Genomic DNA, 21,735 nt, shown 5'->3' with positions numbered 1-21,735 from the left:
TTGATGTGTATTGCTGATTGATACACAACCAAATCGGGATTCAAGCAAAATAAAGCCCCTCCGCCAATGCAGAGGGGCTTATATGCGCCCGACAGGAGTCGAACCTGCGGCCTTCAGAGTCGGAGTCTGACGCTCTATCCAGCTGAGCTACGGACGCTTATGCAGGGGGCGGGATACGCCCCCTTTTTTATATGTTAAACTTCAGCACGATCATTAGGAACGCAAAGGCAAAGCACGGAGTAAGTATGAGATAGCTCACCACTCTCAGCACCACGCCGAGATTTTTCATTCTGCGGGAATTGCCTGCCGCTCTTTTGAGTATCACAGTTCCAACTATCATCATCAGCAGTCCCATGATAAATGCCGCAAAAAGCAGCATGACCCGTATCAGTGAAAAACCCGCCATTTATCTTATCTTAGAGCCGTTTGGCAAAGTCTGGTCGGGGAATACCACCCTTGCAGAGCCGTCGGGAGCATCTGCCGCGCAGATCATGCCGTTGGACTCAACACCGCAGAGGGTAACAGGCTTAAGGTTAGCCACGATGATGACTTTCTTGCCTATCAGGTCTTCGGGCTTATACCACTGAGCGATACCGCTTACCACCTGTCTGCCGCCGAAGCCGTCATCAAGCTGCAAGCACAGCAGTTTCTTCGACTTCTTGACCTTTTCGCAAGCCTTTACCTCAGCCACTCTCAGTTCGACCTTTGCAAAGTCATCAATAGTGACCTGTTCAGCCAGCGGTGCGGGAGTGAATGTTTCTGCGGCTTCATCAGCGTTCAGCTTAGCCTTAGCCTCAGCCATGTTCTTCTCGATGATGGCATTCAGCTCGCCTATCTCTTTGTCCATATCTATTCTTGGGAAGAGTATCCTGCCCTTGTGAACGGTCACATTTGCGGGCAGTACGCCGAACTTTCCTGCATTTTCGTAGGTGCAGATATCAGCGTTTGCGCCGATCTGCTCCCATACCTCAGGCATGGTGGTGGGCATGAATGCAGACAGCAGAGTGGAGATGATACGGATAGACTCCAGCAGGTTGTACAGCACTGATGCCAGCCTGTCATACTTCGACTCGTCCTTGCCCAGTACCCAAGGCTCAGTTTCATCGATGTACTTGTTTGCGCGGTCTACCGCCACGAAGATCTCTTCCAGTGCATTTTTCAGACGTGTTTCGTCTATGCACTTATCGACCTTTTCGCGCACCGACAGCAGGCAGTCCTTAAGTGACTGATCGAAATCACCCTCAAGACGAGTTTCGGGCAGTGTGCCGCCGAAGTACTTGTCCGCCATAGCAACGGTACGTGATACCAGATTGCCGAAGCCGTTTGCAAGGTCGGAATTTATGCGGTTTATCATTATCTCGTTGGAGAATGCGCTGTCAGCGCCCAGAGCCATCTCACGCAGGATATGGTATCTGATAGCGTCAACGCCGTAGCGCTCACCCAGCATGAAGGGGTCTACCACGTTGCCCAGCGACTTAGACATCTTCTGTGCCTCGCCGTTCTTGTTCTGGAAAGTTATCCAGCCGTGAACAGCCAGATGCTTAGGCAGAGGCTCGTCCAGCGCCATCAGTATAGCAGGCCAGATTATCGCGTGGAAACGCATGATATCCTTAGCCACCATATGCACATCGGCAGGCCAGTACTTGTCATAGTCATTGTACTTGTTGTTCTTGTAGCCCAGAGCGGTGCAGTAGTTCGAGAGCGCATCGACCCACACATAAACAACGTGCTTGGGGTCAAAGGTCACGGGAATGCCCCATGTGAACGAAGTTCTCGAAACGCACAGGTCCTCAAGACCGGGCTTTATGAAGTTATTGACCAGCTCGGTAGCCCTTGTCTTCGGGCGGAGATAGTCAGTTTCGGTCAGCAGTTTCTCTATCCTGTCAGCAAACGGTGACATCTTGAAGAAGTAAGCCTCCTCAGATGCCTCCTTTACAGGACGGTGACACTCAGGGCAGCAGCCGTCAGCATCAAGCTGGCTCTCAGTCCAGAAACTCTCACAGGGAGTACAGTACTTGCCTGTATATTCGCCCTTGTAGATATAGCCCTTGTCATAAAGTTCCTTGAATATCTTCTGGACACTCTCCACATGGTAGTCATCGGTAGTTCTGATATATCTGTCGTAGCTGATATTCATATAGCTCCACAGCTTCTTGAATGTAGCCACGACCTCATCAACATACTGCTGAGGTGTTACGCCCTTATCGCGGGCTTTGTCCTCTATCTTCTGACCATGCTCGTCAGTACCGGTCAGGAACATGACATCATAGCCCTGCATTCGCTTATACCTCGCAATAGAGTCGCACGCGACTGTGGTATAGCAATGACCGATATGCGGGTCACCCGATGGGTAATATATCGGTGTAGTGATGTAAAACTTAGGCATTGTCATTACCCCTTTCAGTAAAAAATACGCCGAACATTTCAGCCGACCTTATAATTATACCTCTTTTTCCTTTCTTTGTCAAGGCAATTTTATAATTCATAATTCATAATTCATAATTCATAATTGTTGGCAGGGGCGGAAGAATGCTGTTTTTGTCGAAAAAAAATATACGCCAAGAACCTTAAGTTCTGTATAGCCGCTGTTTTTGTGGTGTGTCAGCGGGATAACAAAAAAAATAACGCGCTCACAGTAAACTCCCCGTGAGCGCGTTTATACGTTATATCAGCAAAGCCGTAATGCCTGTCAATAATTATGAATTATGAATTATAAATTATGAATTATTTCAGCCCATTACTACTTCGACTTCGTGTACCGAGCCTGCCTCGAATACGGGCATTACGATACCGTCGATCTTCTTGCCGTCAACAGTCACAGACTTGATGCCCTTGCATACGTGGTCGGGGTTCTTGACTGCGATGTTGTAGGTGTTGCCTCTGAACTTTCTTGTGATGTTGAAGCCGTCCCATGCAGCGGGTATGGAAGGATCGATCTTAAGACCGTCAAAATCAGGCTGTACACCCAGAATGTACTGGGAGATAGCTACCATGTTCCATGCAGCGGTACCTGTCAGCCATGAGTTCTTGCCCTGACCGAAGTTCTTGCCGGGTCTGCCGATATCTGAACCTGCGTCCTTACCACCGATCATCTGACCGTATACATAAGGCTCGGTCTTGTGGATATCGGAAGTTTCCTCAGTGAAAGCAGGAGCGATCTCGGAATAGTACTTGAACGCCTGATCGCCCTGACCTGCATATGCAGCAGCGCAGATGATCCATGCGTTGTTGTGTGTGAAGATACCTGCGTTCTCCTTATATCCGCCGGGATATGTGGAGATCTCACCGTACTGGATATAGTACTTGGTGAATGCGGGGTTGTTCAGCACCAGACCGAACTTGGTGTTCAGTCTTTCATCGATAGCTGCGAGGGTCTTCTTATCAGCGCCCTGCTCCTTGCCTATCTCAGACATGATAGCGAAGCCCTGAGGTTCAATGAATATCTGACCCTCTTCGCACTCCTTAGAGCCCATCTTCTTGCCCTCAGAGTCATATGCTCTTAAGAACCAGTCGCCGTCCCATGCAGAAGCCATAACGTTCTTCTTCATCTTGTCTATCTCAGCCTGTGCAGCAGCAGCCTCATCGTCCTTGCCCAGATGCTTCAGTATAGCCACGTAGTTAGGACCTGTGTAGGTGAACAGTGTAGCTACCATTACAGACTCAGCCACCTTTGAATAGCCGCCCTCAGCCGCAAACTTCGGGTTGGTGTAGGTCTGGAAGCTCTCACCGGGAGTATCGGAATAGCAGGAAAGGTTGATGCAGTCGTTCCAGTCAGCACGCATAGCCAGAGGCAGACCGTGAGGACCGAGATTGTTTACGATGTGGTAGAAAGATACTTTCAGGTGGTCGAGCATCGGCTGAGCCTTTGACTCATCGTTGTCGTAAGGCACCATCTCATCGAGAATGCCCCAGTCGCCTGTTTCCTTGATATATGCGGAAACTGACAGTATCATCCACAGCGGGTCATCGGAGAAGTCGCCGCCGATATCGGAGTTGCCCTTTTTGGTGAGGGGCTGGTACTGGTGATAGCAGCCGCCGTCGGGGAGCTGAGTGGAAGCGATGTCGATGATCCTCTCTCTTGCTCTGTCAGGTATCTGGTGAACGAAGCCCAGTATGTCCTGGTTGGAGTCACGGAAGCCCATGCCTCTGCCGATGCCCGACTCAAAGTAAGAAGCCGAACGTGAAAGGTTGAATGTTACCATGCACTGATACTGGTTCCAGATGTTTACCATACGGTCAACCTTGTCATCGGGAGTATCAACGTTCAGTATGCCCAGCAGTTTATCCCACGAAGCCTTGAGTTCAGCCAGACCTGCATCGACCTTTTCAGGAGTATCGAACTGCTCCATCATAGCCTTAGCCTTTACCTTGTTGATGGTCTTGCCGTCAGCCTCGAACTTCTGGTCAACAGGCATCTCAACATAGCCCAGTATGAAGATAAGGGTCTTGCTCTCGCCTGCGCCCAGCTTTATCTCCTTGTAGTGTGAAGCGATAGGTGACCAGCCGTCAGCAAATGAGTCGTTAGCCTTGCCTGCCATTACAGCCTGAGGATCGTTAAAGCCGTTATACAGACCGATGAAAGAATCCCTGTCGGTATCGTAGCCGTCTATGCTGTCATTTACAGAGTAGAATGCGTAGTGATCGCGTCTGTCTCTGTATTCGGTCTTGTGGTAGATAACAGAGCCGTCAACCTCAACACGACCTGTAGAGAAGTTTCTCTGGAAGTTTGTGCAGTCGTCCTGAGCGTCCCACAGACACCACTCTGCAAAAGAGAACAGCTTGAAGGTCTTCTCAGCGCCGCTCTTGTTGGTGAGGACTACCTTCTGTACTTCGCCGTTGTAGTTGTTAGGTACAAAGAATGTTACCTCAGCTTCCAGACCGTTCTTTTCACCCTTGATGATGGTGTAGCCCATACCGTGACGGCAGGTGTACGCATCAAGTTCTGTCTTTACAGGTGACCAGCCGGGATTCCATACAGTGCCGTTATCGTTTATGTAGAAATATCTGCCGCCCATATCGATAGGCACATTGTTGTAACGGTAACGGGTGATCCTTCTCAGCCTTGCGTCCTTATAGAAGCTGTAGCCGCCTGCTGTGTTGGAGATCAGTGAGAAGAACGCCTGCGAACCGAGATAGTTTATCCACGGATATGGCGTTCTGGGTTCGGTAATGACGTACTCCTTGTTAGCGTCATCGAAAAAACCGAATTTCATTTGATAAATTCCACCTTTCCTGTATTTTCCAATTTTGTTTTGGCTTGAATATATTCTATCCCCGTTTTCGGGAAATAAATAACTTTATATGATGCCCTCTGTTTTACAGAGGACAGGGCGTTTTACGACCGTTCGGGTTCTGACTCCCGCAAGTCCTCATATTCTTCGGCTTTGGGATATCTTTCGGTGATGCCGCCGTCAGTCCAGCTGACATACATCACCTCGCCGTCACGCACCGCCACGCTGAAATCTTCGCTTTTGGCGGGGTGTAGCCGTTCTTCGATATCATCTGTCACCCGCGAGCCTTCGCCCATGTGGTGCATACCGCTCCACGTTTTCTTTTCCATGTTCGCGAGGGAATTGACCGCGCATTCGTAGGCTTGCTTTGCCCGCCGCATCACTCTGCGTGAGCGCATCGCGGTACTGCCTATCTCGGTGACATATTCCACCGCCGCGCCGCCGTCACTGTCGATACTTACCAGTATATCCGCATTGACTTTGCTTTCGGGGTCATCGCGGGGCGTTACGATGACTTTCAGCGTCACCGTATACCCATAGGCATCTTTTCGCACCACTGACGGGGCGTACCTTGTTATGTCAGCCGCTTTTGGGAAATCCGTGTTGAACAGCCGCAGGTCTTCATCGACCGCCCTTATGCGGGGCGATACCAGTTCATCGGCAGACTTCGCGTCCCCCTCAGCCAGCAGACCCAGCCATTTTTCCACCAGAGCCATAGCTGTATCTTCGGCTATCTCCTCTTCGGAGGGCGTATCATCTTCCGACGAGTCTTCGCCGTCAGTGACCGCGCTTTCCTCAGCCGTCACCCTTGCGGAAGTGAACTCGCCCAGCCCATCGCCCTGACCGTCCCACGCACAGCCGACCATAGTCACAGCCGCCGCAGTGATGGTCAGCAGAGTCAGTCTTCGGTATAGAACCTCTGCCAGCATTTAAAGGTCTCACCCTTTTTAAGTTCGCGGTAGCCTGTCACCTTGCTGTCCAGCGAGAGGTTCGGAGCGTTTATCATGGCAGTCATCGGTTCGGGGCAGAAGTAGCCCTTGTCGCCGCTGTCGTTCCACATATTCCAGAACATGAATTCCTTAGAAACTTCGTTCAGCAGAGTACAGCCGCTCTTGATATCCCTGATGATGACACCGTTGAAAGGCTTGCCCTTGTAGCTGTTCATCACTGCTGTGTACATGTCGTTGTCAAGCGGCTGACCTGTAGGCACCTTGTCGCCGTCCTTATACTCCTTGTCCCAGTCGGTCAGCGGCAGAAGTTTTTCGGTGGGCAGACATCTTCTGTCCAGTTCGCACTTCTCGCCCACAGGCACGCAGAGGCGCATATCAGCTTCATTTCCGCCGTCTTTCAGCGGAGCGTTGAAGCAGGTGTGTGTGCATATCGACACAGGCAGAGCCTTGTCGCTGTTTGAGGTCAGATATATCTCCTGTGTCAGCCCGTCCTTAGAGAGGGTGAAAGTGTAGGATATCTTGAACTCAACGGGGAAATAGCGGAACATCTCGTCCTTCTCATCGTAAACGTAAGAGGTTATCAGCACGCACTTGCCGTTTTCGTCCGAGAAGCACTCTATCTCGTGGGCACGCTTGTGTACCCAGCCGTGAATGAAGTTGTCCAGCTTTTCTTCATTTATGGGGAAATTATACACCGCATCGGAGGTCTTCAGCACGCCCTTGTCGAACCTGTTGGGCAGGTACAGTGTGGGCAGACCCCATATCTCGCGCTGTTCCTCGATGGTCTTCATCGGCACGAATTTGCGGAATTTAAATATTTCCAGATCATTTTTGTCATCGCGCATCCTCAGCACAGCCGAGCCGACAGATGGGGCGATTATAGCAGTATACTTGTCCGACTGCATCTTAACGCAGTCAGTACCCTTGAACTGATAATTCAAGTCTATTTTGTTCACTTACGGTCTTCCTTTCAAGCGCTAAATTTAAACACACTCAATTATACCATATCCGCCCCGATTATTCAAGTCTTTTTAACTATTTTTGCACATTTTAATAATTTCTCCCCACCCGATTTGAACAACTTTACACTAAAACGAAAACGTTTTAGTAAATTGCACATATTAACCATTTATTAGCCTGTCTTTTTGCACAAATAAGCATGTATCCCACAGCATCCGAGCCGTTTTGTGTGCATATTTCGTGCCTGAAAATGTGCTGTCTTCCCGAACTCGCACCGATCATCTCATTTTTCACGCTCCCGAACGGTGTTTCTGTGAAAAAAAACTGTTCCACGAAAACGTTTGCGCTCACATTTATAAAAACACGCCGACAGCGTTCTGCCTGCCGCACATCACCCGACCGTCAGAACTGCGCATTATCACCCAAAAGTTTACACCGTACAGAGTGTCAGCCCGATCTGTAACACACTCACCGACCTGCCGACGGTCGCCGTGAGGGGGCGTTCGCCCGAAAACGTTTGCGTTCATATTCGTGGCAGACACTTTTCTCAGGCACTTTGCTGAAACCGTGAAATTGCCCTGTCTTAGCACCACAGATCGTTCCGCACTTTGCCGCCGCGCCGATAATTCCGACGCGAAAACGTTTAATTTAAATATCAAAAAAGCGCACAGCCATCGACTGTGCGCTATCATATCATTATTCAGCCTTGCAGAATTCCTGTCTGCCGCGCGAGAAAATATCGCCGCCATAGCAGTCATCGGCAACTATAAGCGGAAAATCCTCCACATACAGCTTTTTCACCGACTCACAGCCCAGATCATCAAATGCGATGACCTCACAGGACTTTATGCAGTTGCACGCCAGTGCCCCCGCGCCGCCAACGGCACAGAGATAGACCGCCTTGTTCCTCACAACGGCGTCCCTGACCTCCTGCGAGCGTTCGCCCTTGCCGATCATTCCGCCCAGACCCAAGTCAAGCAATCTCGGCGCAAACCTGTCCATTCTGCCCGAAGTAGTCGGTCCGCATGAACCGATGGGTTTGCCCTCAGGCGCAGGTGTGGGACCTGCGTAATATATCACAGCGCCTTCCAGCGGTATAGGCAGTTCCTTGCCCTCATCGAGCAGTGCCGCAAAACGCTTATGCGCCGCATCTCTTGCAGTGTAAACGGTGCCTGTCAGCAGTATCTTGTCGCCGCAGTGCAATTCACCGCTCCTTGCTTTCAGTTCTTCGGTGCGAAATGCCCTTATCTCGGACATATTATTCTTCCTCACCCTCGCTGACGATATCCAGACCGTCATCTATCAGATCTCTTGCAGTGTTTACTGCACCGATGCTGCTGCCATACAGGTCATTCAGCGAAGTTACCAATTTCTGAACAGTATCGCTCAGTGTAGTGAACTGCTCCTTGACAGCTGTTCTGATCTCAACGGTATCATTCTTGATAGCCGCCGCCTTAGACTTAGCATCAGCGATGACTCTCTCAGCCTCTTCCTCAGCGTCCTTCTTCACCTTATTAGCCTCAGCATAAGCGGCACCTGTTACCTGGTCAGCCTCTCTCTTAGCCTCAGCCTTAGTGTTCTCAGCGCTCTCTCTTGCAGAGGACAAAGTCTGCTCAGCCTCAGCATTAGCCTTTGTTACAGTAGCCTCAGCCTGTGCATTGGCATCATCTATAGCCTGATTTGCCTGAGCCTCAGCCTCATCAGTGATCTGCTTAGCGTCAGCCCTTGCCTTTTCGATAGCCAAGTTTGCGGTCTGCTGAGCCTGTACGAAGATCTGACCCATATCGAATGCCTGCTGTGAACCGCTGTTCTCAGCCTGCTGTGCCTTAGCCTCAGCCTGCTGTGCCTTAGTTTCAGCATCGGTCACCTTATCCTTAAGCTCTTCGATCTCAGCATTCTTCTCCTCGATCTCAGCGTCCTTATCTGCTATCTGCTGTTCATAATCAGCGATCCTGACCTTCATGGTGTCAGTGGAAGCCATCAGTTCAGCTATCTTCTGCTTTGCCTCTTCGACCTTAGCTTCCAGCTCCTTCTTTGCCTCGTCGTCGCCCTTAGAGTCGCCGCCGCCCTGCTGGAGCTGATCTATCGTTTCCTCCTGATCCTTGACCTTATTTTCAAGTTGATAGATCTTGGAAGTCAGTTCGTCAACATACTGCAGAACGTCCTGCTTATCGAAACCGCCGACTCTTACTGTTCTCAAATAACCATTACCAGCCATTTTCTATTCCCTCCTGAATATATGCTTGCATAGAATTATAAGCATTTAGTTTTAAGACTACTCTATTATACTATAAATATAAAATTATTTCAACCACTTACTTTGACGATTTTTGCCGAAAAATGAAATTTCAGTAAACTTCACAATATTCTCCGCCGATTTTGTGCAACTTTTCGCCCATTTCAGCCCACTGAACGTGCTCTCTGCCGTTTTGTGCATGTGTTCGCAGATGAAGTTCAGCTTTTGCGCCGCATAGCTGAACTTAATTCAGAAAAGCTGAACATTGCGAGTTATAGTAAACGACATTCATATTTTCGCATATTTCCATATGAAACAAGCAAAAAACGATGCCGTTCAACTATGATTCAAAGACGAGCCTGCCGACCCGCCTTTGTGAAATCCTTACTTATTCTTGAATACGTTGAAGATATCGTCGTAGAGGTCGGTCTTGTCAGCCGCCTTTACGCCCGCCTTGTACATAGCTTCAGCGTCAGCCTTTTTGTCAGCGTCAGTTCTCTGGAAAGAGAAATTTGTGGTGTTGGGCACTGCCGACACCTGCTGTGCCGCCACTGCCTGTGACTGCTGTACAGCCGCCTGAGCCTCAGCATAGCTTGCCGCCATCGGGTTGCCGTCAACGAAATCAGCCGCGATAACTGTAACGTCCATGCTGTCCTTGCTGTCGGGGTTGGTGCCGTTACCGAAGATTATCTCAGCGCCGTCATCAGCCGCATCTGCGATAGCCGCAGTCAGCTCGTCCATATCGCTTATGAGCAGATCCTCGCTCATAGTAACATTTACTATCAGTCTTCTTGCGCCTGCGATGGAAGTCTCCAGTATCTTTGAAGCTATTACCTGCTCAACGATATCCTGTACCTTATCCTTGCCCTCACCGTGACCGATAGCGATGTGCGCTCTGCCGGCGCCTTTGAGTATGGTGGTCACATCAGCGAAGTCAACATTTATCTCATCATGTCTTGTGATTATCTCAGCTATAGCGATAACATCGGTCTTCAGCACCTCATCTGCGATCTGGTAGGACTGCTTCATAGTCAGCCTCATATCACTGGTGATAAGGTTCTGGTTAGGTATAACGATCAGCGCATCAACGTGCTTTACCAGCTGTTCGATACCGCTCTCAGCCCTCTGCATCTTCTTTACGCCCTCGAACTTGAAAGGCTTTGTAACTACCGCGATGGTCAGCTTTTCAAGGCTCTGTGCTATCTCAGCAACAACAGGAGCCGCGCCTGTACCTGTACCGCCGCCCATACCTGCGGTGATGAATACCATATCAGCGTCCTTGATAGCCTCAGCTATCTCGTCCTGACTCTCCTGTGCGGAAGCCTCGCCTATCTCAGGCTTAGCGCCTGCGCCCAGACCGTGAGTCAGCTTAGCGCCTATCTGTATCTGTCTGTCTGCTCTGGACTTTTTGAGTGCCTGTATATCGGTATTTACGGCTATGTACTCAACATTGCCCTGTATACCTGCCTCTGCGATGCCGTTGAGGGCGTTTCCGCCGCCGCCGCCGACACCGATGACTTTTATGCTTGCGCCGACAACCGGCTCTTCTACAAATTCATAACTCATAGTGAACAATCCTCCTGAAAAATTTTTACTCACCTTCGGGTCCTCAGACTTCACTGTGAAGTCGGTTCGCCGTCTGTTTCTTCTGTCTTTTTACCATACGACCCGAAGAATATGATTAGATACATTAATACTATAACACAAATCCCCCGAAATGTAAAGGATTTTGCTGATATTAGGCAATTTTGATGGTTTAATTTTTTGTTAATTGGTAAAATCACCAACCATAATTACCGTTATCGTAGCCCTGACCGTAGTCGTAGGTATTATCAGACCAGCCGCCGTTATCGTACCCCTGACCGTAGTCGTAGGTATTGTCCGACCAGCCGCCGTTATCGTACCCCTGACCGTTATCGTATGTATTGTCCGACCAGCCGCCGTTGTCATAGCCCTGACCGTTATCGTATGTATTGTCAGACCAGCCGCCGTTATCATAGCCCTGACCGTTATCGTATGTATTGTCCGACCAGCCGCCGTCTGCGGTGTTATCGGTCTGCGAACTGTCGGTATCCATCTGAGCATCAGCGGGTTCGGCGTTGTTTTCGGGCTTTTCAGCGGCGCTTTCATCGGTTTTTTCGGGGTCTTTGCCGAGATTTACCTTACCGAGATACTGGTCTTTCGGAATGGCAGAAACGCCGTTCTCCGAGCCGTTATAGATAAGTGTGCCCTCATAGCCGTCAGCCAGTCTGTTCATTACCTCAGTGAAATAGCTGAGTTTATAGCCGATATCCGCCGAACTTCCCAGTTTGACATCGAGCCTGTCATCGATATTCATGATGATATCCGCGCGGGAAGTTATGTCGATAGTCTTTACATTTTCGTACTTCTGTTTTCTGAGTTCGGTCAGCAAGTCCATTATTATCTTGTCGCTGTAGCCGTCTTCCGACTGCAATTTTGCGCCTGGTGCGCGGTAGGCGAAAATTTCCTCATCGGTGAGTTCTTCGCCGTTGTCGATAAGGTCTTGCGCGGTATAGAACTTAAATCCCGTGATGACGGGGATACCGCCTGTAGGCGCTGAGTTATCTGCTTCGAGTATCCTGCCCGAAGTACTCAGCACGTAGTAGCCGCCCTCGAACTGTATATCTGCGGCTTTCTCAGCCTCGATGCAGTCTATGACGACGGTTGAGGGGTACTCCTTGCTGACCTTGACTTCATCGATATACACGAGGTTATCGGTCAGTCGTTTTTCAGCCCTTAAAACATCGGTGCGCACGAGGTTCATATCTTCATATATACCGCCCGCGTTGATTATCTGGTCATCGGTATACAGGGTAACGCCCCTTACCTCGACCTCACTGATATTAAAGAAAACTGTCATGCAGAGAACCAATATCACCACTGCCGCGATGACTGCCGCCCCCGCATAGAGCGCCCTGATATTCAGTTTACGCCTGACACGTCCCGTTGAAAAGGGATTATTCTCGAAATCACTGCTCATTTTGCTCTTCCTTTACTGTATTACTTAGGGTAGGGTGGGGGCGTGCGACCGCCTTGTTACATCGCCATACCGTGTTTACCGCCGAATTATAGGTTCATCACTGTGAGGGTTCGCCGTTTTATCGCGGGTGTGTGCGTTGAACCTTGACATGTTTTTCTTTGGAGTGCGCCCCGCCCGCCCACCCACCGGGTTTTGTGCCTTGAATCTTGACATGCTTATCCGTTGAACTGTCACGCGACTGTGTCGGCGTGTACGACCGCCGAAGACGCTGTCGCTGTTCGGCTAATTCACGCGGGCAATTCGTCGCCCGCACATGGTTTCTGCGGCTCGAAAGATTTTCGCACGCTCTGTTCTTTGCGAATTGCCCGCTCTTTGGGTCGGAAAATTTGCTGTGCTTATCCGACTTGTGGGCGGTCGCTTTGCCGTACTCTTCTTGTTTGCTTTGCATTTTGGCTTTGCGCTTCGGTGATTGAGGGCTCTGCCCTCAAACTCCCGCAAGCCCTCTGGCGGCGGGCTTGACCGACCGCTTTGGCTCGCGCATAGCTTTGTGTTCTTACTTCACTTTGTTGGGCGGCAAAGTGACCGCTGAAACAGCATTCTCGCGGTCATGCCAATAATTATGAATTATGAATTATGAATTATGAATTGACCACAACTCCCGCAAGCCTGCTGGCGCGAGGCTTGACCGCGCGCTTTGGTTCGCGCATAGCTTTGTGTTCTTATTTCACTTTGTTTGGCGGCAAAGTGACCGCTGAAACAGCATTCTTTCGCCCATGCCAATAATTATGAATTATGAATTAAGAATTGCGAACCGCTTCCGCGCCCAGTGAGGTGAAGGAACGCTCTATCTGCTCATATCCCCTGTCAATGTATTGTACACCGCTGACACAGCTTATGCCTTCTGCACCTAATGCCGCCACGACCAGTGCCGCACCGCCCCTTAATTCGTGTGCCATCACATTTGCGCCATACAAGCGCTCAACGCCCTCTATCACTGCCGTCCGTCCCGAAGTCTTTATGTTTGCGCCCATGCGCACAAGTTCGTCAACATGGCGGTATCTGCTTTCAAAAATGTTTTCTGAGATGATACTGCTCCCCCGCGCGGTGGCAAGCGAAGCCATCACGACTGCCTGCGCATCGGTGGGAAATCCCGGATAGGGCATGGTGCGTATCATTCTGACAGCCCGCAGAGGTCTTGCACAGCTGATATAGATGCTGTCAGCCGAACAGTAGACCGCCGCCCCCATTTCTTCAAAGACAGCCGTCACCGCCCGAATGTCATCACATCTGACCCCCAGCAGTCCTATCTCACCGCCTGTTGAAGCCGCCGCCGACATAAAGGTTGCCGCCGCTATCCTGTCGGGCATGACTTCAAAATCACAGCCCCGCAGTTTTTTCACCCCGTTTATGCGTATGGTACTGCACCCCGCCCCGCGGATATCTCCGCCGCATCGGTTCAGGAAGTCAGCGAGGTCACGCACTTCGGGTTCGCGTGCCGCGTTGCGTATGACAGTTTCGCCCTCACCGCAAACTGCCGCCAGCATGATGTTTTCGGTCGCCCCGACCGATGGGAAAGGCAGGTCGATGACCGCCCCGCGAATACCGCGCGGGCAGGTACAGCTTATGCGCCCGTGTTCTTCGGTTATCTTCACGCCCAGCTGTCTTAGTGCCGTTATGTGCATATCTATCGGTCGGGGACCCAGTTCACAGCCGCCTGGATAGCTGAGTTCGCACCTGCCTGTGCGCCCCAGCACCGCCCCCATAAAAACGATGGAACTGCGCATCTCGCGCATAAGTCCGTCACTTATACGGAAGCCCTCAGCCCCCGAAGTATCGGTGGTAACCACGTTCCCCCGAAAACTGCATTTACAGCCCAGTTCGTTAAGTATCCTGCATGCGGCAAAGACATCTGAAAGTTCGGGACATCGCGTGAGCGCTGTTCTGCCCTCAGCCAGCAGGCACCCCGCCAGCAGTGGCAGAGCGCTGTTTTTCGCCCCCTGAACTTTTATCTCGCCGCACAAACGTTTTCCGCCTTTTATTATAAGCCTTTGCATAAGCCCCGCCCCTTTTCAGGTAAAGTATAGCTTATCTTATGCAGGGAGCGGAGTTTTCGTTACTTTTTTACGAGAATGGCGCACGATACACCGCCGAATTATCGGGTCATCGCCGCGATGTTTCGCCGCTCGGCTTATTTTACGCTTTTTTCTGCTGATAATTATGGATCATGTATCGGCTAAGGGTCCAGTTGTACCGTTACCGCATCAGATACAAAAAGGAATGCAGGTAAACAAGGTACTTCCACACCGCGCGCTATACGTTTCTTTGCACCTGTGGTCGAAAGTATCATGCCCGTCACACATTCGTCAAGGTCTTCTTCCGTCATGTCAGCCACGTTTATCATCATCTCTATGGTGACATCTTTGCCCTCAAATCCGTTCAGCCTGTCGCCTACTACTTTGCTGACACCGTCTTTGTTCGAGGCTACGCCCGTTGATGTAACATAGCAGACTTTGTCTTTGTACTTTGCAGGAACGTGTACAGCTTCGTACTGTGGTATGGTGACCTCGAAAGGTGATGAATTCTGTAGATGCACAGTCATCTCGATGACCCTGTAATTCTCGTTGCGTTCAGAAGAAAAAGCCTCCTGACTGAATACCGAGTAGTTCGACATCGCAAACGCCTTGAACTCGGTCATGCCCATAGTTCTGAATACGTTCCTGTCATAGTCTACCCTGGCTTCTTCTGACGAACTGTTCATCAGCGGCGGCAGGAATACCAGCGCTGATGCCAGCAGTATCAGTGCCGCAGTTATCCATATGATTATCTTCTTGCGCTCGACATAGCTTGAACCTACCTTGACCCCCTGATGGAGCGCATTCCGCGCTTTATTGTTCACCATCGGTCTTGCAGTGAAGTCATTTTCGATAGTTTTGGCTTCCTCACGCCGCTGTTTCGCACGCTGTTCCGAACCTGCATAGTTCACATCAGCCGCTCCGAAGCGGGTCTTTTTGCCGTACCTGTTTTCCGCGAATATCTCGTCAGCTGCCGCATTTATGCCCGAACCGTGATAGCTTGTCCTTTCAAGCCGTGACATATCAAGGTTTTCGGGTATTTTTAAACTGTCCATCGAAGCGCCCCTGCCGGAACGCTTAGTCTGCAATGTTTTGTCTATCGCCATTTAAATCACCTATCTCAAATGGGGGTGTCCCCATGCCCCGCACCAACGGCTTTCTGCCTGCTTTTCCGCGCGGGATATCCCAACTTTTCCTATGCTGACCGTCAGTTTTGCAGTTCTGCCGCATATCCGATCTCGGCTTTCTGCCTCACCATCAGCTTTTACCTAACCTATAAAATTTTTTCCGACAATTACCCGCCTGTCAGAACTGTTTCTCTTTACTTAAACGTTTTCGCTTATTGAAATGAACATGCGAACCGACCCCATCAGCCCGCTGTTTAACGTAGGCAAAGCTGCCGCGCTTGTGGGCGGTCGTTTTGTTCGCCCAACTAATTTTGTTTGCCGCTTTGCTTTCTGCTTCCCCGATTGAGGGCTCTGCCCTCAAACTCCCGCAAGCCCTCTGGCGGCGGGCTTGACCGACCGCTTTTTCTCGCCCACAGCTTTGTGTTTTTTCCTCACTTTGTCTGCGTCATGGTTTGCGCTTTTTTCTGCTAAAACGGCATTCTCGAATGCCTGCCAACAATTATGAATTATGAATTATGAATTATGAATTGATAAGCGGTTTTAGGCAGGACATTATCCTGTCTTTGGTATCTTTTATGTGAAGAGATGCCGCTTTTTCGGAGCATTCTCTCAGCTTGTCGGGGTGGTCGAGGTAATCTTTTACCGCACCGATGAACTTTTCTTCGGTAAGGTCTTTTTCCTCGATGACAATGCCCGCGCCTGCATTTTGCAGTACCATTCCGTTGTGGTACTGGTGATTTTCAGCCACCCACGGAGAAGGTATCAGCACCGAACATCTGCCCATAGCTTCTATCTCAGCCAGCGAAGCCGCGCCGCATCTGGTGATTATCATATCGCACGCCGCCATAGCCTTTGGCATATCAACGTAGCTGTCCACCATGAAATGCTTGTCGCCCCTTATCTTTATGCCCTGTTTTTCGCAGTCTGCGATATAGTTTGCGTAGTCTTTATAAGTGCCGTAGGAATGTATATGCCAAACCTCACGACCCTCTTTCTGATACCATTTGAACAGCTTCATGATGTTCTCGTTAAGGACTTTCGAGCCAAGACTTCCGCCTGCTGACAGCACGACCTGCGCATCTTCGGGGATACCCAGTATTTTGCGAGCCTCAGCCTTAGTCATTCTGCCAAAGCCGCCCCTGACAGGCAGACCTGTCACCACGCACTTTTTGGCATCGGGGAAATTTTTGCGCGACTCTTCGACCGTCATCATGACCACATCGACTTTTTTCGAGAGTATCTTGTTTGTGACACCTGCGAAAGCGTTCTGTTCGTGGACTGCTGTATGTATGCCCATTTTAGCGGCAGTCCTGACGATAGGTCCGCTGACATAGCCGCCTGTACCTATGACGAGGTCGGGCTTGAAGCCTTTGATTATCTCCCTGCATCTTCCGCCCGATCTCAGCAGATACATGCCCGCCCTGAGATTTCGCTTGATATTCTCGGCATTTATCTGCCGCTGAAAGCCTTCTATCCTCAGCGGTTCAAAGCGGTAGCCCGCTTTCGGCACGAGTTTTGCCTCCAGCTTTTCGGGATTGCCTGCAAAGCATATCTCCGCATCGGGGTAATTCTCCTTGATTATCTCAGCGATGGCAAGTGCGGGGTTGACATGACCCGCTGTGCCGCCGCCGGCAAGCAGTACCTTCAACATATAAACAATACCTCTTTTGTATAGATTTGACTATTCTAGTATATTATATAAATTATACTCTGTTATTATTAATAAAGCAACCATATTTGGTTAACAGTTAACAATAGCTTCACAAAAACCGAAAAAAAGCGAATAGCGCTCTGCGGTCCACTATTCACCTTTCGCTGTCTGATATTCTTTTTTGGCGTGCTTTGCGGGGGTCTGCCGTTTTATCGCGGGGGTTTGACAAAATTCGGGTAGGGCGGGGGCGTTCGCGCCGACACAGTCGAGTGTGCCCCACACTACACCTTAGAATTGCGTTTCACGCCGGTGAGCGATGACCGACCGCCGAAAACGCTTCGCTGTTCGGCTGGTGGACGCGGGCAATTCGTCTTGCCCCGAAAGGACTGTGTTTGTTTTGGGTTTGTGCGCCCCACTGATTTTTTGGAGAATTGCCCGCTCTTTGGGTCGGAAAATTTGCTGTGCTTATCCGACTTGTGGGCGGTCGCTTTGCCGTACTCTTCTTGTTTGCTTTGCATTTCGGCTTTGTGCTTCGGTGATTGAGGGCGCTGCCCTCAAACTCCCGCAAGCCTGCTGGCGCGAGGCTTGACCGCGCGCTTTGGCTCGCGCATAGCTTTGTGTTCTTACTTCACTTTGTTGGGCGGCAAAGTGACCGCTGAAACAGCATTCTTTCGCCCATGCCAATAATTATGAATTATGAATTGACGAAGCGCCCCTGTCAATAATTATGAATTATGAATTCATTTCTTGATGTTTCCCTGACGCGAAATGTTCAGTAGTATGCCCATCTCTGCCAGCTGTATGATGAGTGCTGTTCCGCCATAACTGAAGAAAGGTAAGGATATACCCGTGTTCGGTATCGCATTCGATGCTACCATTATGTTGAGGAATGCCTGCAATCCTATCTGTATCGTGATGCCTGCCGCTACAAGCATGCCGAAACGGTCTTTCGCATTAGCCGCTATGTAAAATCCCCTCAGTACAAAAAGGACAAAAAGTACTACTACTACCAGCGCCCCCACAAAACCCAGTTCTTCACAGATGACCGCAAATACAAAGTCGTTCTGTGCTTCGGGAAGATACAGGAATTTCTGCTTCGATTCGCCAAATCCCAGACCGAACCAGCCGCCCGAACCTATCGCAAGCAGTGAGTTGTATGTCTGCCATGTGGAATCCTGTATGTCACCCTCAGGATTTCTCCAGCTGGTTATTCTGTCCTGTATGTACGAGAACTTGCCTATCAGCGTAAGTCCCACGAATCCTATAACCGCCACCAGTGCCAGTATGCCCATGAATTTCCAGAAAGTTTTCGCAGGCATGCCGCTCACGAACATCATGCTAACACCGATAACGCCTATTATCATTACTGCCGAAAGGTGTCGCTGTAACGTCAGCACCACCACCGTCAGACCCATTATCACAGTGAACGGTATCACGCAGTATTTCCAGTGGTCGAATTTCGGGAAGTTCACCGCCATTATGTACGCAAATATCATTATAAAGGCGACTTTAAGAAGTTCTGACGGCTGGAACTGCACAAATCCCAAGTCGATCCATCGGCTCGCGTCAGCCGTTGCCGACCCGAAGAATGCCGCGTAGATACACACCCCGTACATCACTATGTAGAAGATATAGCACACCCAGGTATTCTGGAAAAAGTGGTAATCCCACACAGATGCCACCAGCATGCCGACCAGCCCGATACCCGCGAAGGTAAGCTGTTTGCGCGCATAATAGTAGCCATCGCCCATGTCATTGAGTCCCCATGCGTATGATGCCGAGAACATCATCAGCACGCCAAAGCCCAGCAGTGTCAGTATCAGTATCAGAAAAGGTCTGTCAACGCCGTGTCTTATGGACTTGAAGTTCAGGTTCAGCTTTTTTCTCGCCTGAGCCACAGGCTGTCTGTGACCCAGTGTCAGACCGCCGTCGCGGTCACGGTAGATTCCTTTATCAGCCATTAATGCTGTCCCTCCGATAAAGCATTTGTTATAAGTGGTCATCCCGCTGGCTCACCACAAAAAACAGCGGTCTTACAAAACATAAAGTGGTCGGCGTATATCTATAGCCGTATCGTTATATGGTCATATCTTTGGTGAGGTAATATTGCCGCCCCTGTCAGCCGACAGCGAGTTTCGATTCGTATATGCTGTAAGCCGCCGCCCCGATGCAGAACACCGCCTGCGCCGCCGCGAACACTGCCATTATGCGGCTCTCCGTCCACCCGATGTTCCTCAGGTGCTCATGGAGCGTTGCGCCCTTGAACAACAGCTTCTTTTTTCCCACAAATACCGCCCTCTGAAGCAGATGCACAGCAAGTTCCATGACGGCGGCGGCACAGCTGAACATCACAGCGCCGTGAAGTCCCGAAAGCACCATTATCCCGCACATCGCACTGCCCAGAAACATTCCGCCCGACTGCCCCGTGTACAGCTTTGAGGGTTTCAGCCCCCATATAAGATAGCCCGCACAGCTTCCCGCCGCGCAGAGGCTAATGAGTCTCACAAGTTCCCGCCTGCCGTCACCGAAGGCGGCGAAAAGCCCTAAAAAGCCCACGAACATCACCATAGCGCAAAGCCCGTCGATGCCCGTGTCGTGTATGCCGCGCTGACAGTCTGTTATCTCCACAGCTGTTATCAGCACCGTCATTATTATCGCATTCAGCGGTATGCACGCCCAGGAAAGGTCTATATACCCCCACCGAAAAGGCAGGAGCACCACACCACAGTCATAGCCGAAAAGCCCCATCAGCGCCACAAAACCCGCGCTGACCACCAGCTTCACCGCCACGCGGTAACGGCTCTTCATACCGATGCCGCCACGCACATCGCGGTCATAGTCCTCAGCAAGACCGACCGCCGTCATAAGACCCGTGTACATCACAAAGCCGACTATGCCCCGCAGGTCAGCCGCACCAAGACCCTCAGCCGCCGCGCCCGCAAAACAGGCGAATATCAGCGACAGAAACATCACAGCGCCGCCGCCGCGCGGTTCGGAATTATCCTGCCCGAAGCGGTCACCGATGTAAACTTCAAACTTGCCCGTTTTCATCTTCCTGAAAACAGGTATCGCCAGCCGTCCGAGCATTCCCCCGACAGCCAGCTGTAAAGCAAATATTATAAAGGTCAGCTTCACGCCTGTTTTATCGCCTCGTAGACTTCCTCCAGCTTCATGCCGCGGCTGCCCTTGAACAGCACCGCATCGCCCTCCTTCAAAATGCCTTTGAGGTGTTCGGCAAGTTCTTCCCTGCTGTCAAAGTGTGCTGTATTTGCGCGGTCGAAGCCCTTGTCGCATGCGCCCTCTATATAGTAATTTGAATTTTTGCCGAAGCAGAGCAGTATATCGGTCTTTGAGTTTTTGACATACTCGCCCACAGTGCGGTGGTATCTTGTCGAACCCTTGCCAAGTTCCAGCATATCCCCCAGCACAGCTATGCGCCTGCCCCTTACGGAAACCTGCCCCAGCACCGAAAGACTTGCTTTCATCGAATCGGGAGCGGCGTTATAGCAGTCGAGTATATAGGTCACGCCGTTCTCTTCTATGATGTTCTGCCTCATGCCCTCAGGTCTGAAATCAGCCAGACCCGCGATGATATCGGCATTGTCCATGCCCAGTGCCGCGCCCACGCAGAAAGCCGCCAGCGCGTTCTTGACATTGTGTTCGCCCAGACAGTTTATCCTTGCGGGCAGTTTCTCGCGGGCATAGTGTATCGTGAAACTGATGCCCTTGCTGTCAGCGGCGATATCGGAAGCGTACACATCGCTGTCCTTTTTCGATACCGAGTAGTACCATATCTTTCTGTCGCCGTAGACCTGCACCTTTGAGAGTATCCTGTCATCGCGCGAGAGTATCAGCGGCGCATCTGCCGAAGCACCGTCGAGTATCTCCATTTTGGCTTTGAGTATGCCCTCCTGCGAACCGAGATTTTCTATATGCGAAACGCCGATGTTGGTTATCACGCAGACAGTCGGCTTACAGCTGGTAGACATTCTCGATATCTCGCCCTTGTGGTTCATGCCCATCTCTATGACAGCCGCCTGATGGGTGCTGTCAAGTTCCAGCAGAGTTTTCGGCATGCCGACCTCGTTGTTGTGGTTCGCCTCTGTTTTCAGGGTCTTGAAGCCCTTTGACATCACCGACCATATCATTTCCTTAGTGGTGGTCTTGCCCACACTGCCCGTGATGCCCACCAGCGGTATATCAAATCTGCTCCTGTAATATGAAGCCGCATCAAGAAGTGCCTGCGAAGTCGAATCGACTATCAGGCATCTTGCGCCGTCTACAGGTCTTTCGGTCACAACAGCCACCGCACCTGCCTCCATAGCCTGCGCCGCGAAGTCGTGTCCGTCAAAGTTAGCACCTTTCAGCGCTATGAACAGTGAACCTTCGGTTATCGTCCTTGTATCGGTGGAGATATCTTTCACCTCCACATCAGCGGGATAGCCGTAACTGCCGCGCACCGCCTGTATTATCTCTGAAAGCATCAATTTTTCCATTGCTAAACCAC

The 21,735-nt window shown here is 50.7% G+C and carries 16 protein-coding genes and 1 tRNA gene; all 17 read right to left on the bottom strand.

Going from position 1 to position 21,735, the window contains the following annotated elements:
* Positions 1–83 precede the first annotated feature (83 nt).
* Positions 84–157 (bottom strand) — tRNA-Arg (locus CUS_RS06805).
* Positions 158–187: 30 nt separating this feature from the next.
* A complete protein-coding gene (locus tag CUS_RS06800; RefSeq protein ID WP_002848742.1) occupies positions 188–406 on the bottom strand; it encodes a hypothetical protein in 219 nt (72 codons plus the stop codon).
* Positions 407–2,392: a methionine--tRNA ligase gene (metG, locus tag CUS_RS06795; RefSeq protein WP_415753076.1), complete on the bottom strand. Its 1,986-nt coding sequence runs from the start codon at positions 2,390–2,392 to the stop codon at positions 407–409.
* 337 nt (positions 2,393–2,729) lie between these two features.
* Entirely contained in the window at positions 2,730–5,213 is a 2,484-nt protein-coding gene (locus CUS_RS06790; protein WP_002848762.1) for a GH36-type glycosyl hydrolase domain-containing protein, read from the bottom strand.
* Positions 5,214–5,335: 122 nt separating this feature from the next.
* The gene (locus tag CUS_RS06785; protein ID WP_002848739.1) at positions 5,336–6,160 is read right to left on the bottom strand and encodes a hypothetical protein; all 825 of its coding nucleotides are present in this window, start codon (positions 6,158–6,160) and stop codon (positions 5,336–5,338) included.
* The gene (locus tag CUS_RS06780) at positions 6,130–7,137 is read right to left on the bottom strand and encodes an aldose 1-epimerase (protein WP_002848712.1); all 1,008 of its coding nucleotides are present in this window, start codon (positions 7,135–7,137) and stop codon (positions 6,130–6,132) included. The genes CUS_RS06785 and CUS_RS06780 overlap by 31 nt, the downstream gene beginning before the upstream one ends.
* A 357-nt stretch (positions 7,138–7,494) precedes the next feature.
* Entirely contained in the window at positions 7,495–7,734 is a 240-nt protein-coding gene (locus tag CUS_RS19765) for a hypothetical protein (protein ID WP_157769505.1), read from the bottom strand.
* Positions 7,735–7,837: 103 nt separating this feature from the next.
* Positions 7,838–8,398, bottom strand: a complete 561-nt coding sequence (locus tag CUS_RS06775; protein ID WP_002848788.1) for a FumA C-terminus/TtdB family hydratase beta subunit — start codon at positions 8,396–8,398, stop codon at positions 7,838–7,840.
* Position 8,399: 1 nt separating this feature from the next.
* A complete protein-coding gene (locus tag CUS_RS06770) occupies positions 8,400–9,359 on the bottom strand; it encodes a hypothetical protein (RefSeq protein ID WP_002848708.1) in 960 nt (319 codons plus the stop codon).
* 402 nt (positions 9,360–9,761) lie between these two features.
* Positions 9,762–10,943, bottom strand: coding sequence for a cell division protein FtsZ (gene ftsZ, locus CUS_RS06765; protein WP_002848711.1), 1,182 nt, complete (start codon positions 10,941–10,943; stop codon positions 9,762–9,764).
* Positions 10,944–11,157: 214 nt separating this feature from the next.
* Positions 11,158–12,378 (bottom strand): cell division protein FtsQ/DivIB, encoded by a 1,221-nt coding sequence (locus tag CUS_RS06760; protein ID WP_002848833.1) that lies wholly within the window; start codon positions 12,376–12,378, stop codon positions 11,158–11,160.
* A 797-nt stretch (positions 12,379–13,175) separates the two neighbouring features.
* The gene (gene murA, locus CUS_RS06755; RefSeq protein ID WP_002848832.1) at positions 13,176–14,432 is read right to left on the bottom strand and encodes a UDP-N-acetylglucosamine 1-carboxyvinyltransferase; all 1,257 of its coding nucleotides are present in this window, start codon (positions 14,430–14,432) and stop codon (positions 13,176–13,178) included.
* Positions 14,433–14,611: 179 nt separating this feature from the next.
* On the bottom strand, positions 14,612–15,556 hold the full coding sequence (locus tag CUS_RS06750; RefSeq protein ID WP_002848814.1) for a hypothetical protein: 945 nt from the start codon (positions 15,554–15,556) through the stop codon (positions 14,612–14,614).
* Positions 15,557–16,097: 541 nt separating this feature from the next.
* Positions 16,098–17,228, bottom strand: a complete 1,131-nt coding sequence (locus CUS_RS06745; RefSeq protein WP_002848736.1) for a UDP-N-acetylglucosamine--N-acetylmuramyl-(pentapeptide) pyrophosphoryl-undecaprenol N-acetylglucosamine transferase — start codon at positions 17,226–17,228, stop codon at positions 16,098–16,100.
* Between the two features lie 740 nt (positions 17,229–17,968).
* Entirely contained in the window at positions 17,969–19,189 is a 1,221-nt protein-coding gene (locus CUS_RS06740) for an FtsW/RodA/SpoVE family cell cycle protein (RefSeq protein WP_002848790.1), read from the bottom strand.
* A gap of 157 nt (positions 19,190–19,346) precedes the next feature.
* Positions 19,347–20,363, bottom strand: a complete 1,017-nt coding sequence (locus CUS_RS06735) for a glycosyltransferase family 4 protein (protein ID WP_002848730.1) — start codon at positions 20,361–20,363, stop codon at positions 19,347–19,349.
* Positions 20,360–21,724: a UDP-N-acetylmuramoyl-tripeptide--D-alanyl-D-alanine ligase gene (locus tag CUS_RS06730; RefSeq protein ID WP_002848838.1), complete on the bottom strand. Its 1,365-nt coding sequence runs from the start codon at positions 21,722–21,724 to the stop codon at positions 20,360–20,362. Before CUS_RS06730 ends, CUS_RS06735 begins: the two co-directional genes overlap by 4 nt.
* Between the last annotated feature and the right edge of the window lie 11 nt (positions 21,725–21,735).

It is taken from the genome of Hominimerdicola alba 8, from assembly GCF_000178155.2.
GTDB classification, from domain to species: Bacteria; Bacillota; Clostridia; order Oscillospirales; family Ruminococcaceae; genus Hominimerdicola; species Hominimerdicola alba_C.
The sequence above is the reverse complement of the archived record's forward strand: the minus strand, read 5'-3'. Positions and strand labels throughout refer to the sequence as shown.

Excerpts from the sequence above, each read along its gene's own strand:
- CUS_RS06800 (WP_002848742.1), bottom strand. The coding sequence starts at position 406 with ATGGCGGGTTTTTCACTGATACGGGTCATGCTGCTTTTTGCGGCATTT.
- metG (WP_415753076.1), bottom strand. The coding sequence starts at position 2,392 with ATGACAATGCCTAAGTTTTACATCACTACACCGATATATTACCCATCG.
- CUS_RS06790 (WP_002848762.1), bottom strand. The coding sequence starts at position 5,213 with ATGAAATTCGGTTTTTTCGATGACGCTAACAAGGAGTACGTCATTACC.
- CUS_RS06785 (WP_002848739.1), bottom strand. The coding sequence starts at position 6,160 with ATGCTGGCAGAGGTTCTATACCGAAGACTGACTCTGCTGACCATCACT.
- CUS_RS06775 (WP_002848788.1), bottom strand. The coding sequence starts at position 8,398 with ATGTCCGAGATAAGGGCATTTCGCACCGAAGAACTGAAAGCAAGGAGC.
- CUS_RS06770 (WP_002848708.1), bottom strand. The coding sequence starts at position 9,359 with ATGGCTGGTAATGGTTATTTGAGAACAGTAAGAGTCGGCGGTTTCGAT.
- ftsZ (WP_002848711.1), bottom strand. The coding sequence starts at position 10,943 with ATGAGTTATGAATTTGTAGAAGAGCCGGTTGTCGGCGCAAGCATAAAA.
- CUS_RS06760 (WP_002848833.1), bottom strand. The coding sequence starts at position 12,378 with ATGAGCAGTGATTTCGAGAATAATCCCTTTTCAACGGGACGTGTCAGG.
- murA (WP_002848832.1), bottom strand. The coding sequence starts at position 14,432 with ATGCAAAGGCTTATAATAAAAGGCGGAAAACGTTTGTGCGGCGAGATA.
- CUS_RS06750 (WP_002848814.1), bottom strand. The coding sequence starts at position 15,556 with ATGGCGATAGACAAAACATTGCAGACTAAGCGTTCCGGCAGGGGCGCT.
- CUS_RS06745 (WP_002848736.1), bottom strand. The coding sequence starts at position 17,228 with ATGTTGAAGGTACTGCTTGCCGGCGGCGGCACAGCGGGTCATGTCAAC.
- CUS_RS06740 (WP_002848790.1), bottom strand. The coding sequence starts at position 19,189 with ATGGCTGATAAAGGAATCTACCGTGACCGCGACGGCGGTCTGACACTG.
- CUS_RS06730 (WP_002848838.1), bottom strand. The coding sequence starts at position 21,724 with ATGGAAAAATTGATGCTTTCAGAGATAATACAGGCGGTGCGCGGCAGT.